This window comes from Synechococcus sp. OH2 (genome assembly GCF_047462155.1).
Classification (GTDB): domain Bacteria; phylum Cyanobacteriota; class Cyanobacteriia; order Thermostichales; family Thermostichaceae; genus Thermostichus.
In genome coordinates this window covers 167,262-180,514 of the sequence record NZ_JANSIR010000095.1, presented here as the reverse complement: position 1 = coordinate 180,514, position 13,253 = coordinate 167,262, and the positions used below count along the sequence as shown (strand labels likewise).

Here is a 13,253-nt window from a genome sequence, read left to right as displayed (position 1 = left end):
TGCGGGATTTGGCGAGGCGCTCGCGGAGCTGCTGATACCGTTTTTGTGCTCTCTTAGAAACATTGCTGGGGTCGGGATCCCTGGATAGGGGCAAGGGGTTTGGATCCCTGCCGGCGTAATGGTTTAATGGAGGTTTAGCAACATTTTTTAAGCAACAGTTGCCCTCTATGGCCGAGACCTTCCTTTACAATGCCTTGCGTGCCGCCCTCGACGAAGAGATGGCTCGGGATCCCAACGTGTTTGTCCTCGGAGAGGATGTGGGCCACTACGGCGGCTCCTACAAAGTCACCAAAGACCTGTATCGCAAGTACGGGGAGATGCGCCTCCTGGACACCCCTATTTGCGAAAACAGCTTCACCGGCTTGGCCATCGGGGCAGCGATGACCGGCTTGCGGCCGGTGGTGGAAGGGATGAACATGGGCTTTTTGCTCCTGGCCTTCAACCAAATTGCCAACAATGCCGGCATGCTGCGCTACACGTCTGGCGGCAATTTCAAGATCCCGCTGGTGATCCGCGGGCCAGGCGGGGTAGGACGCCAGTTGGGAGCCGAGCACTCGCAGCGGCTGGAGGCCTACTTTCAAGCGGTGCCCGGCCTGAAGATCGTAGCCTGCTCCACTCCGTACAATGCCAAGGGTCTGCTCAAGTCGGCCATCCGCGACGACAACCCCGTTCTCTTTTTCGAGCATGTGCTCCTCTACAACCTCAAAGAAGACCTGCCGGAGGAGGAGTACCTGTTGCCCCTAGACAAGGCGGAAGTTGTCCGCACGGGCTCTGACGTTACCATCCTCACCTACTCGCGCATGCGCCACCACGTGCTCAAAGCTGTGGACACCCTAGTGCAGCAGGAGATCGACCCTGAGGTTATTGACTTGATCTCCCTCAAGCCTCTCGATATGGAGACCATTGCCGCCTCGGTGCGCAAAACCCACCGGGTGGTCATTGTCGAAGAAGACATGAAAACGGGCGGCATTGGGGCAGAGCTGACGGCCCGCATCATGGAAGAACTGTTTGACGAGCTGGACGCGCCCGTAGTGCGTTTGGCTTCCCAAGACATTCCCACCCCCTACAACGGCACGCTGGAAGCGGCCACCATCGTGCAGCCAGCAGATATTGTGGCGGCGGTGGAGCGGCTCCTCTACGGATAAACGCCAGATGACTCTATAACATCGTTGAACTTCGGCGAGAACCGGGGGGAACACTCAATCAGGACTCAGGGAGGCTGGGTTCCTCTTCAGGGCAACGAGGGCAGCATGGCCAATTACGACTGGATCGTCATCGGCGGTGGGATCACCGGAGCGGCCTTGAGCTACGAGCTGGCCCGTCAAGGAGGATCCGTTCTTCTCCTTGAAAAGGAGGCGCTGCCGCCCAGTGCCACGCGCTACAGCTACGGTGGCCTGGCCCATTGGGCGGGGAAAACCCCCCTGCTCAAAGCCCTGGGGGAAGAAGGGATCCACCGTTACCGCACCCTCTCAGAGGAGCTGGAGGCAGACATTCACTTTCGCGAGCTGGATCTGCTCCTGCCGATTGCTCCTGGCTACTCTGTGGAAAATGTGGAGGCGGATCTGGCTGACTGTCGCATCCCACCCCAGCGCATTTCCGTGGAGACGGCCTGTGAGCTGGAGCCCCTCTTGAATCCGGTGGCCCTGGAGGGCGTGCTCTGGGCGCGACATGGCCACATTCACCCCTGGCTGACGACGCTGGCTTTTCAGAAGGCTTTCCAACGCCTGGGGGGATCCCTGCTTTTGCAAACCGTAACCGGCTTGCGGCGGCAGGGGCAGCGGATCACGGGGGTGGAGACCCCTACAGGCTGCTATGGGGCAGCCCAGGTGGTGGTGTGCGCCGGCGGCTGGACGCGGGCTCTGTTGCGCCAGGCCGGGATCTGGGCCCCTATCTACTTCACCCACGCCGAATCTCTTGAGCTGGAGCCTGCAGAGGTGCGGTTGAGAACCATCGTCATGAGTGCGCCCGTGCAGCGCCTGGAGCTGGAGCGGCAAGCTGGCCACCCCGACCGGGATCCCCTCTGGGACAAGCCGGGGCAGGAGATCTGCCCGCCGATTTTGGATGTCGGGATCCTGCAGTTTCTAGACGGCAGCCTTCGCCTGGGCCAGATCAGTCGGGTGCTGACGGATCCCCAGGCCGAGGTGGATGCCGCCGCTAGCGAAGCGCAAATCCGCTCCCAAGCAGAGCGCTACTTGCCGGCAGTAGCTCACTTGCCCGGGCGCTGGCGCCACTGCTTAGTGGCCTTTAGCAGCGATCACCACCCTCTGGTGGGATCCCTGCCCGGCTGGGAAGGGCTGCAACTCTTTTCCGGCTTCAGCACCCCCTTGGCCATTGTGCCGGCCTTGGCCCGCCGCTTTGCCCAGCAGGCCTACGGACAGGCCGATGAGTGGCTTCCCAGTCTCTCACCAGCGCGCTTTGCTGGGTCCTCAGCCGCTGCCCCTCTCCCTCAGGGATAGGGGCAAAAGAATCCTCCCTCCTTGCTCAAGACCCCTCCTCAGCCGGCGGTGTCTCCAGCAGGTCTTCCAGGCTCAGTTGGACTTGGCGCTGCAAGGCCCGAATGGCTTGATATTCCTGTTGAATACTGGCCTGGTACTGGGCAGCAAGGGCGGTGTTGCCCTCGGAAAAGGCTTGATCCCAAAGCTGGGTCCAGTAGCGGTAGCGCTTTTGGCGAATCTCCAGCTCCATGTTGGCCAAGGCGGCGCGCACCACCAGCTGGGGGCGCATCAGGGCAATACGGGTTGTTTCATCCAGCCAGAGCAGGTGGCTAAGGCGCTCGTTGAGCTCATCGTCTTGGGCGCAGAGGGTGCGCAAAGCCGTCAGCAGAGCCTCTCCCTGCTCTTCCAGCTCCGGTTGCGCTGCTAGTAGCTCCAAGATCCGCTGCCACAACTCCCGGTGGGGACGGAAGCTAAATTGCAGCTCGCGCTCCAGCAAGGTGTGGCGGATCTCGCGGCGGTACTCGGCAAAATGCAGGAAGATCTGCAGAAGGTGGGACTCTGCTTGCAACAGTTTGGATCCCTTGTTGGCAGAAAGTTGCTGGGGTTGAGCCCAGCGGTGCTGGCGTACGGCACGGCGCAGATCCTCTTCCAGGTCGCGGCTAAGGCGGGCGTTGCCGCGGCTAAGCAATTCCGCCACCTTGTGAATGTACAGAGAGCGCCACTGTCCGCCCAAGCCAGCCAACAAGTGCACCAGCGCCTGATAGGCCTGCTGGAAATCGGCAGCTTGGCTGAGATCTCGACCGGCCAGCACCTGCTCAATCTGCCAATCCAGCCATAGGGGAGCCTGAGCCAGCAGGGCCTCCAATTGGGAAGCGGGGTGCTGCCGCAGGAACTCGTCGGCATCTTTCCCAGCGGGGAGGGTGAGGATGCGCAGCTCAATTTCCCCCCGCCGCGCTTGCTCTTCAATGGCTGCGATAGCCCGGTTGGCGGCGTTGAACCCGGCGGGGTCGGCATCGAAGTTGAGAATGAGCCGCTTAGACTGCGTATAGCGCAGCAAGGCCTTGACCTGCTGCGGCGTCAGGGCCGTGCCCATGGCGGCTACAGCATAGGCAATCCCGGCTTGGTGTAGGGCGATGACATCGAAGTAGCCCTCCACCACCAAGACCTGGTCGGCCTTGGCAATGGCGTCGCGGGCAAAGTTGAGGCCATAGACCACCTGGCTCTTGTTAAAGAGCTCCGTTTCCGGGGAGTTGAGGTATTTGGGCTGCTCCTCCCCCAGCGCTCTACCGGCAAAGCCAATCACCCGCCCCTGGGGATCAAAAATGGGCAGCATGATGCGGTTGCGGAAGCGGTCGTAGTGGCCGGATCCCTGCTGGCGCGGCACCAGCAAGCCGGCTTCTTCCAGGAGCTTGACCGGCTGACCCTTCTGGTTAACCAGGTATTCGTAGAGCGACTGCCACCCAGGGGGAGCAAAGCCGATTTGAAACTTTTGCCAAGTCTCTTCGCTCAGGCGCCGGCTGTGCAAATACTCGCGGGCTGCCGATCCCACCTGGGAGCGGAGAGCATGCCGATAGAAATCGGCAGCCAGGGCCAAAATCTCCAGCAGCTTTTCCCGGTGGGAGAGTTGGCGCTCGTAGTCCTGGGACAGGGATCCCTTTGGCTCCGGCAGGGGCAGGTGGTAGCGCTGGGCCAGGCGGCGCACGGCGTCGGCAAAGGAAAGGTGCTCGGTCTGGCTGATAAAGCGAATCACATCTCCCCCGGCACCGCAGGCGAAGCACTTGTAGATCTGCTTGCTGGGGCTGACCTGAAGACTGGGCTTGCGGTCATTGTGGAAAGGACAGAGGCCGACGAAATTCTTGCCCTGCTTGCGCAGCACCACCTTTTCGGCCACCACCTCGACGAGGTCGGCCTTCTGGCGCACCAGTTGAATGAACTCGGGGGGCAGACCGCTCATGGCCTTGGGGATCCTACACCCCATGGTACCTGCAGGGGACTTGACAGGCTGTCTTTTGACCTGACCTGACCTGCCGGAGATAATGGTCTGGCTTCAAAAGCTGGATTTTTCCATGAACGGTCTTTTGCAGATTGTTGAGAGGAAAATGCGGATCGTCAAACTCTTCTTGCTGCTTTTGCTGGTCGGCGCCGCCGTCTTTTGGGGCCCACAAGTGGCTTCTGCGGAACCGGATTTGGCTTTGGGAGCTAAGGTCTTTCAAGCCAAGTGTGTGGGCTGTCACTTGAACGGGCGCAACAGTTTGGTGGCAGCGAAAAACCTCTCTCTGGCGGCTCTTCATGAGTACCACGTGGATACCCCTGAGCTCATCCAGGCCCAGGTGCGCAACGGCAAAGGGGCCATGCCCGCTTTTGGCAAGCTTCTCAAGCCAGAAGAAATCGAAGCCGTGGCCGCCTACGTTCTAGACCGGGCTGAGCACAACTGGAGCAAAGGCTGATGGCCCAGGAGAGGACTCAAGATCTGACCCTGGCACCTCAGATGCCGCAGGAGCAGAGCTGTGGAGCACAGGGATCCCGCCGCAAAATCTTGTCGGTTGGGGTGGGGGCTCATGGTTTGGTGGCGGTGGGCATTTCTGCCCATGGGGTGGTGGCCATCGGCGTGGTGACCCACGGCATTCTCTCGATTGGCCTGGTGGCCATGGGCGCCCTCTCCTTTGGGCTGGTGTCGATGGGCTTGGCCAGCGCCGGCCTGGTGTCCATGGGCCTTTCCAGTTGGGGTCAGCACAGCATGAGCGTGACCGAATCCCACGGATCCCATCCCCATCCTTAGGTTTTGTTGGCCGGATCCTGACCGGTTCTCTTTCCACCTAGCGTTGTTAAGGAGTATTTACAATGTTCAGTTGGCACAGTTACCTGGCCTTGGCCAAGAAATCTCTGCTGGCCCTGGGAATGAGCGTTGTGCCCCTTTCTTCTGCTTGGGCCCATGTGACCGTCCATCCCAAAGAGGCCCCGGCGGGCAGCGTTGCCAAGCTCACCTTCCGCGTGCCCCATGGCTGCGATGGCTCCCCGACCATTCGCCTGCGGGTGCAGATCCCGGAAGGGGCCACCTCGGTGAAGCCGATGGTGCACCCCCTCTGGAAAATTGAGACGGTGAAAAAGCCGCTGGATAAGCCCTACGAGTCCCACGGGAAGATGATCACCGAAACAGTGGCCGAGGTGATCTGGAGCGGCGGATCCCTGCCGGATGAGTTCATGGATGAGTTCAGCCTCAGCCTCAGGCTGCCGGATCGCCCCGGCGAGACTATCCCCATCCCGGTCATCCAGGAGTGTGAACAAGGCATGTACCGCTGGATCCAGGTGGCGCAGCCGGGGGAGGATCCCAAAAACCTGCCAGAGCCGGCGCCGCTGCTGAAGCTGACGGACAAAGGAGAGACCCACGGCCACGGACAGGGACACAGCCACGGCCATGGCGCTCGCTAGCCGGGTTGCCGCTGGAATCATGTCTTTTTTGCAAAAGGGGATCCTCTTCTGGATTCGGGTTGGTCTCCTGGGCACCCTGCTGTGGGTGGGCGGGATCCAGCCCGTTTTTGCCCATGCCAGCTTGCTCTCCACCTTTCCCGAAGATGGAGCGATGCTGCAGGAAGCGCCGGCGCAGGTGCAGCTGGTCTTCAATGAACCTGTGCAGCTCACGCAGCTCCAGGTTTTGGACGGCAACGGCCAGGTGCTGCCCCTGGAAAACTTGGTTAGCACGGGCAACGCGCCGCAGGGGGATTTACCGGCGGAGATCCCGGAAGGGGTTTACATCGTCAGTTGGCGGGCCATCTCTGCCGATTCCCATCCGGTAAGTGGTTCGTTTGCCTTTCAGGTGGGGACGGCGGATCCGGGGCTGTTGCAGGCGGCGAGGGCAGCCCAAGCGGGGGATCCCTTCTATTGGCCGCTGGTGGGAGTGCGCTGGGGGATCTACCTGGGCAGCCTGTTTGTGGTGGGCGTGCTGGGCTGGTGGCGGCTGGTGCGGGGGCGGTCGGGCCCTGCAGGTGAGATAGAGCTCTCCGCCGAGGCCTGGGCTTTTGCGGCTGCCTGGCTCACCCTCAGCCTGACGCTGGTGGCTTTGAGTTTGCACCTGGCCCAGCTCTACCCCCACTTTGCCGGGCCGGAGCTGCTGAGCGTGCTGGCCTCTCCCTATGGTTGGGGCACAGGGCTACGGCTCGTGGGGCTGGGGATCCTGATCTGGGCCTGCGAGGGCGGCCCTGGCTGGGCCAGCGGATTGGGGTCGATGGCGGTGATTGGCTCGTTTTTGCCCGTCGGCCATGCCCTCACCAGCGAGTATCCAGCAGGGACGATGGCCCTCTTGGGGCTGCACCTGGCCGGCTCGGCTTTTTGGTTGGGGGGGTTGTGGGGGCTGGAGCGCCTGCTAAGCCATTCGCGCCAGCGGGACGGAGTCCTTGAGTTGACTCCCCCCGCAGTAGGCCTCATCCAGCGGTTTTCCGACGTGGCCACCTGGGCCGTGCCGGGGCTGGTGCTGGCAGGGGTGGGAATGGGGGGGATCCACCGCGGCTGGGACTGGGATCATCCCTACGGGCAGTACCTCTGGGCCAAGCTGCTGCTGGTGCTGATGATCCTAGGGTTGGCCGCCCACAACAAGTTGCGGCTGCTGCCGGCGCTGCGGTCGGGGGTCTGGGCGGCGGCTCGATCCCTGCAGGGGATTGTCCGCCTGGAGTTGGTGGGGCTAGTTTTGGTGCTGGCCTTAACCAGCTTTCTAGTGGCCCAAGCCCCTCCTGGGCAAGGAGCAGAACTCCCCCGGGAGCCAGCCTGCCAAGCGACATTGGGCTGGCCAGAAGGCAGCCTCCGCCTGCAGATCCTGCCCTGTCGCCCCGGCAACAACAAGGTGCAAGTGGAAGTCAAAGGGATCCCGGCCCAGGAGCTGAGCTTGGACTTTGACCTGCCCGCGCGTGGGATCCCGCCTTTGCGGCGCCAGGCCCTGCCGAAAGAACCTGGCCGGTTTGAGGTGGAAGATGTCCTCTTGCCCTTGGCGGGAGAATGGCAGATCCGGGTAAGGCTGCTAGTGAGCGACTTCGAGGAGCGACGGGAGCAAGTTAGGCTTAGGGTGGGGGATCGCTAGGAGCTGCCTAGGGAGTGAGGCTCTTCTTCCCCAAGGCGACCTTCGTATCCCTGCAACTGGAGGGCAGTCTGGAAGTCCTGACAGGCTCCTTGCCAGTCGCCAAGGGCAGCGCGGGCTAGGGCACGGTTGCAGTGGGCTTTGATATGGCTGGGATCCAGTTGGAGAACCTGCGTGTAGTCGCGGATGGCTGCCGCAAAGTCTCCCTGCTGGGCATAGGCCCAGCCGCGGTTGTTCAAGACCCAGAGGCGCGTTTGGGGATCCAGCTCCAGTTGCAGGAGCTGGGTGTAGTCGGCCAGCGCGCTCTCGATCTCCCCCGCCTGATCCCAAAGGAGGGCCCGCCAGAAGAGGGCGTGGCGCTCCTGGGAATGCAAGAGCAGGGCCTGGGTGTAGTCGGCAATGGCCTGCTGTAGCCGGTTGGCCTGCCGGTGGAGATCCCCCCGCTGCCGGTAGGCGAGGGCCGCATCCGCCAGCCCCCAGTCGCAGTTGCAGCTCAAAGCTTGGTCAAGGTCAGCCAATGCTGCCTCCTTGTTGCCTAAAGCCAGATGTACCGCTGCCCGCAGGGCAAATCCCTGAGACGCCTGCGGCTGCGCTTGGATCAGGGCTGTGAAATCCGCCAGTGCTCCCTGCCAGTCCCCCAGCCGTTGCCGCGCCAGGCCTCGGTATAGATGGATACGGGCTATTAGATCCAGCCCACGCGGGCTCCCCGGCTGGCCTGCCCACTGCAGCGCCTGGGAGAACTCCTCACAGGCTGCCAGCCACTCTTCTTGCTCAAAATGGATCTGGCCGCGGTCAAAGTAGAGCTGCGGGTTATGGGGATCCCGCTCCAGGGCAGCCGTGTAGTCCTGCCGCGCCGCCAAGGGATCCCCCAAAAGCCGGTGAACCTGGCCGCGGCTGCTGTAGGCCCTGGCATCGCTGGGATCCAAAGCAATGGCCTGGCTCAAGTCGGCCAGAGCCGCTTCCAGATGGCCCAGATTCAGATGAGCAATTCCGCGGTTAAGGTAGGCCTTGGCCAACTGGGGATCCAGCTCCAAGGCGCGGTTGAAGTCGGCTAAAGCGCCTGCCGGATCCCCCAACTTCTGGCGAGCCAGCCCCCGGTAGCAATAGGCCTGGGCTAGTGCAGGGTTAAGGCGGAGCGCCTGTTCACAGTCCGCCAGCGCTGCCTCCAGGGCGTTGTTGCTCAGGTAGGCCATAGCCCGCTGCAGATAGAGCTCCGCCTGCACTGCCACCTCTGCTTCAGAGCTTCCAGCAGCCTGTAGCGCAATGGCCTGAGAAAAATCCTCAATGGCCCCCTGGACATCCCCCACCGCTTGCCGGGCCAGGCCGCGGCGGTGGTAGGCCTTACTGTGACCGGGATCCAACTGCAGCGCCTGGGTGTAGTCCTCAATCGCTCCCTGGAAGTCCAGCAACTGCGCCCGCGCCACTCCCCGGTTAAAGTAGGCTTCGCCATCCTGCGGATCCCGCTTGAGGACTTCGGAGAAATCTGCCGCTGCCCCCTGGGCATCCCCCAGATGGCCGCGCACCACGCCGCGGTTAAAATAAGCCCGCACCTCCTCAGGGTTGAGCTCAAGGGCGCGGGAATAATCCTCAATCGCCTGCTGCGGCTGCTCAAGCTGCCGGTAGGCGTTGCCGCGGTTGTAGTAGGCCACTGCCCAGTGGGGATTGAGGCGGAGGGCGTGGGTATAATCGGCAACTGCCCCTTCATAGTCCCCTAGCCGGTAGCGGGCCAGGCCACGGTTGAAATAGGTGCGGGCCTCTCCCCCCGCCAGTTGAATGACGCGGGTGAAATCTTCAACTGCTCCTGCCCAGTCGCCAGTTTTGTAGCGGGCACTGCCCCGCTGGCTGTAGGCGCGGCTGTTCTGGGGATCCAGTTGAATGGCCAGGGTGTAGTCGGCAATCGCCCCCTGGAGATCCCCTTGGCGGGCTTTCTCTTGGCCACGGACCAAGAGGCGCGCTGCCAAAACCTGGTCTACCGAAAGATCAGAAGCCACAGCTTCGTTGGAAACAGGCAGCAGGGGCCGCAGCGCCTCTAGCACCTCAGCTGCTGACTGAAAGCGCTCTTGCCAGCGGGGACAGATCATGCGATCCAAAATTACCGCTAGCGCCTCGCTAACTGGGGCCAGATCCCGCCAAAGAAGCTGGCCAGTGCGGGGATCGTCTGGGATCTTGGTGGGGGGGCGCCCAGTCAGCGCCTGAATGGCCAGCACTCCGACTGAGTAGATGTCGCTACAGGGCTGCGGCTTGCCGGCAAGCTGTTCCGGGGCTATGTAGCCCACCGAGCCGATGACTGTTGCCAGCTGGGTTTGGCCAGGAGCCGGGCTGACCAACCGGCCCACCTCCTTCACCGCCCCAAAGTCAATTAACACCAACTTGCCGTCGGAGTCGCGGCGCATCAGGTTGGCTGGCTTGATGTCCCGATGCACGATTTGACGGGCGTGGACATAGCGGAGGATCTCCAGGATCTCCCCCAGCAGTTTGACGACCTCCGCCTCGCTCAGGGGCTGGCCGGCCACCAGCTCTTGGCCGAGATCGTGGCCGGCAATGAACTCCTCGACTAAGTAAAACTCCTGATCCTGCTCGAAGTGGGCCAAGAGGCGGGGCACCCGGTCGTAGTGGTTGAGTTGGTTGAGAACTTTGGCTTCCCGTTCAAACAGCTTGCGAGCCGTGGCCAGGGTATAGGGATCCGTGGAGAGGGGGCGCAGGCGCTTAACTACGCAGGGGGTGCTGAAGGTATCTCGATCTACGGCCTTGTAGGTAACCCCAAACCCCCCCTGCCCCAGAAGGCCCAGGATTTCGTAGCGCCCCCGCAGAATGGTTCCCGGCTTAACCTTGTCGTCCATGATCCAGCTCGCCCCGCTGTGATCTTGGTCACGGCAAGCTGGCTCGATTCTGCCACAGGCTGCTCGCCTGCAGCGAGCTTGCCCCTAGTCCTGCACGTACTCTTCACCGGAGATCAAGGCTGCTTCTGCCTTCTGGAACTCCCGCCCTAGGTAGGCAGCGTGGCTAAGCTGGGAGACGACCTTTTCGCTTTCTTTTTCAAAGATCTGGACACACAACTCCTTGGCCGTCCGCCCGACGTACACCCGCTGTGGGGAGCGATTGACTGGCCCCCGCGCTGGGATCACCGCCCCCGTCTCCGGGTCGGTGGCCAGTCCCCGCTCGTTGATCACGGTGCTGTAATACTTGGCGCAAATGAGCTGCTGCTGCCGATCAACGTAGATAACAAAGTAGCCTGCCGGATCGAGCTCCAGGGGTCGGCGGGAAAGCTGATCATCAATGCAGCGCACCTGCTCCCGCAAAGACTCAGAGGAAAAAGACGACATGGTAAAGTTGCCAAGAAGCTCACAAAACGGGTGCCAACGTAGCCAAGACTACCTTACATTATCCCCATTGTGGCTGAGAAATGGGCTCCCTGGAGAGTTCGATTGCTGCAGAAAAAGCCCCCTTGTTGGCCAGGGTTTTGGTTAAGCAATTGGCGGCGGCTTAAAGCAAGTTCAGTGGAAAGGCGGATGCTTGCCAGTGGGAGCTGAGATTACGCTAGAGGCAGCGAGCTAGGGATAGTCTCTGCCAAGATGCAATCGGCCCAAGCTGAGAGGCTAGTGGGGGTTGGAATCCCTGAGATAACACCTTCTGGAGAGCAGGAGCCGGCGGGCCATCTCCTCATCGTGGACGATCAGCCCCACAGTCGCCTGTTGCTGGGGGATCTGTTGGAGAGCATTGGCTATCGCGTCAGCGAGGCGGAAAACGGCCAGCAAGCCCTGCAGATGCTGCCAAGCTTGCAGCCGGATCTGATCCTGTTGGATGTGATGATGCCGGGATTGGATGGGTTCGAGGTCTGTCGGCGCATCAAGGCCGATGAGGAGACCCGCTTAATCCCGGTGGTGTTGATTACAGCGGCCGGCGGCCGCAAAAACCGCGTGCGTGGCATCGAGGTCGGAGCCGATGACTTCCTGAGCAAGCCCTTTGATGAGGCGGAATTGCTGGCGCGGGTGCGGTCCCTCGTTTACCAAAAGCACCTCAATGAAGACCTGGATCATGCTGCCCAGGTTTTATTTGCCATTGCCCGCAGCGTAGAAAGCCGGGATCCCACCACCGGGGATCACTGTGAGCGTCTGGCACAACTGGCCAAGGGCTTCGGTGAGTTTCTCCAGCTACCCCGTCCCTTGATCAAGGTGCTGACCTGGGGAGCCTATCTGCACGACATCGGCAAAGTGGGCATACCCGACGCCATTTTGAGCAAAACGGGCAAACACACGCCGGAAGAGTGGGAGGTGATGAAATCCCACGTCTTGATCGGGGAGGAGATCTGCCGCCCGCTGCGCACCATGAAGGATGTGCTGCCCCTCATCCGCCACCACCACGAGCGCTGGGACGGCAGCGGCTATCCCGATGGCCTCAAGGGAGAAGAGATCCCACTGGTGGCCCGCATCTTCCAGATTGTGGACATCTACGACGCCCTTACCTCGGAGCGACCCTACAAGCGAGCCTTCACTGTCCAAGAAGCCATGGACATCCTGCGGGAAGAAACGGCCAAGGGCTGGCGGGATCCCTACTTGGTGGAGCGTTTCTTTGAATTTCTGAGGTCACGACTGCCCCAGTTGGAGTAGGCTGGGATAGGTAGACCCTTCAAGACAAGATCCTTTGGTCAGCAGGGATCCTCTACGGCGCTGTGTAGGTTGTCGCCAGTTGTTTCCCCGCTCCCAACTGTGGCGGCTGGTTAGGCAATACGATACTCACCAGGTGCTTCTGGACAAGGGCATGGGCCGTTCTGCCTACCTGTGTCGCCGGCTAGAATGTCTGCGGGCAGCGCGGCGGAAGCAGCAGCTCAGCAGAGCCCTCAAGGCAGCAGTGCCCGACTCGCTGTGGCAACTGCTGGAGCAGCAACTGCTGTGCGATGCTAAGGCCCAGAGCCCCCAGGAAACCTTAGCTCCGGGGGCAAGCGCTTTAGACAAAACCTAGGCAGCTCCAGAATTGGCCAAGTAAGATATTGAAACACCTTTTCAGGCTCATCCAGTCGCGAACTACACGGTAGCCCCTCTCAACTGTCAGAATAGGGGTTGGTTGAGTTAGCCGCGGCCGGCCTGTATGAGCCGCAAAAAGGTTATTCTAAAAGCGCTGTTGATGTTGGTTCCTTCCCCGGTTGTCTTACACTTTATGTCCCCTGCGGATGCTTTCAAAGCAGCTTCGGACTTGGATTCCCTCCAGTCTCCACCCTTGGAAGGATTGACGAGACATTCTCGATGTACCGGAGGAAGCACCTACACACCCAACAGGTTTACTCCTACCCACTAATTATCTGGATTGTAAAACTGACAAGGAGAAAGGAGCAGAGGCTAGCAGACGAATGACCGATAAAGTCAGACTTTACGACATTGCCCGCGAACTGGGACGTGACAATCGCGAGGTGCTAGAGGCTTGTGAGCAGTTGGGGATCCCTTTCAAAAGCCATAGCAGCACCATTTCTCCAGAGCAAGCCGAGTTGGTGCGCAGCAAACTGGGTGAACCTCGCGTTGTGAAACCGACTCGTCCCCGGCTCCGGCCCAAGCTGCAGCCTGAGAGCTCTCAACCGCAGTCTCCCGTCGAAGCCAAAGCAAGTGAGCGCTCTCAGCACATTGTCGGCATTCGCCGGCCTGCTCCTGCTCAGCAGCAAGCTGCTGCTGGTGAGGCCAGTTCTTCCAAGCCTTCGCTGCAGCGACCCGACCAGGTCTCCTCCGAAAAAGGGTCCACCGGTGGCAGCCTAGAATTGATAGGCC

General features: G+C 61.3%; 12 protein-coding genes. 9 read left to right on the top strand and 3 right to left on the bottom strand.

The annotated features are described in order from the left end of the window. Positions 1 to 167: 167 nt before the first annotated feature. Positions 168 to 1,145: an alpha-ketoacid dehydrogenase subunit beta gene (locus NW835_RS09330; protein WP_414365502.1), complete on the top strand. Its 978-nt coding sequence runs from the start codon at positions 168 to 170 to the stop codon at positions 1,143 to 1,145. 105 nt (positions 1,146 to 1,250) lie between these two features. Continuing rightward, complete coding sequence (locus tag NW835_RS09325; RefSeq protein WP_414415123.1) at positions 1,251 to 2,456, top strand: NAD(P)/FAD-dependent oxidoreductase; 1,206 nt, start codon at positions 1,251 to 1,253, stop codon at positions 2,454 to 2,456. A gap of 25 nt (positions 2,457 to 2,481) precedes the next feature. Here the strand turns inward: NW835_RS09325 and dnaG are convergent, their stop codons facing one another. Continuing rightward, complete coding sequence (gene dnaG, locus NW835_RS09320; protein WP_414415122.1) at positions 2,482 to 4,389, bottom strand: DNA primase; 1,908 nt, start codon at positions 4,387 to 4,389, stop codon at positions 2,482 to 2,484. 112 nt (positions 4,390 to 4,501) lie between these two features. On the opposite strand from dnaG, the gene NW835_RS09315 reads away from it, so the two are divergent. The 4 genes from NW835_RS09315 (at position 4,502) to NW835_RS09300 (ending at position 7,503) form a co-directional block, all read left to right on the top strand. Then, a complete protein-coding gene (locus NW835_RS09315) occupies positions 4,502 to 4,882 on the top strand; it encodes a c-type cytochrome (RefSeq protein WP_414332911.1) in 381 nt (126 codons plus the stop codon). Next, the gene (locus NW835_RS09310) at positions 4,882 to 5,214 is read left to right on the top strand and encodes a hypothetical protein (RefSeq protein ID WP_414365495.1); all 333 of its coding nucleotides are present in this window, start codon (positions 4,882 to 4,884) and stop codon (positions 5,212 to 5,214) included. Before NW835_RS09315 ends, NW835_RS09310 begins: the two co-directional genes overlap by 1 nt. 62 nt (positions 5,215 to 5,276) lie before the next feature. After that, positions 5,277 to 5,864 carry a YcnI family protein gene (locus NW835_RS09305; protein WP_414349076.1) on the top strand — a complete coding sequence of 196 codons (588 nt, stop codon included), beginning with the start codon at positions 5,277 to 5,279 and terminating at the stop codon, positions 5,862 to 5,864. A 19-nt stretch (positions 5,865 to 5,883) separates the two neighbouring features. After that, positions 5,884 to 7,503, top strand: coding sequence for a copper resistance CopC/CopD family protein (locus NW835_RS09300; RefSeq protein ID WP_414415121.1), 1,620 nt, complete (start codon positions 5,884 to 5,886; stop codon positions 7,501 to 7,503). Here the strand turns inward: NW835_RS09300 and NW835_RS09295 are convergent. Then, positions 7,500 to 10,340: a tetratricopeptide repeat protein gene (locus tag NW835_RS09295; protein WP_414415120.1), complete on the bottom strand. Its 2,841-nt coding sequence runs from the start codon at positions 10,338 to 10,340 to the stop codon at positions 7,500 to 7,502. The two genes, NW835_RS09300 and NW835_RS09295, sit on opposite strands and share 4 nt — an antisense overlap. Positions 10,341 to 10,424: 84 nt before the next feature. Beyond that, complete coding sequence (locus tag NW835_RS09290; protein ID WP_414365489.1) at positions 10,425 to 10,823, bottom strand: DUF4346 domain-containing protein; 399 nt, start codon at positions 10,821 to 10,823, stop codon at positions 10,425 to 10,427. Positions 10,824 to 11,072: 249 nt separating this feature from the next. Between NW835_RS09290 and NW835_RS09285 the strand changes: the two genes are divergently transcribed. The 3 genes from NW835_RS09285 to NW835_RS09275 all read left to right on the top strand — a co-directional run. Continuing rightward, the gene (locus NW835_RS09285; RefSeq protein WP_414415119.1) at positions 11,073 to 12,107 is read left to right on the top strand and encodes an HD domain-containing phosphohydrolase; all 1,035 of its coding nucleotides are present in this window, start codon (positions 11,073 to 11,075) and stop codon (positions 12,105 to 12,107) included. Positions 12,108 to 12,141: 34 nt separating this feature from the next. Further along, entirely contained in the window at positions 12,142 to 12,459 is a 318-nt protein-coding gene (locus tag NW835_RS09280; RefSeq protein ID WP_414365486.1) for a YlxR family protein, read from the top strand. 385 nt (positions 12,460 to 12,844) lie between these two features. Beyond that, positions 12,845 to 13,253: translation initiation factor IF-2 N-terminal domain-containing protein (locus tag NW835_RS09275; RefSeq protein ID WP_414415118.1), on the top strand; the 409-nt coding region annotated here is incomplete at its 3' end.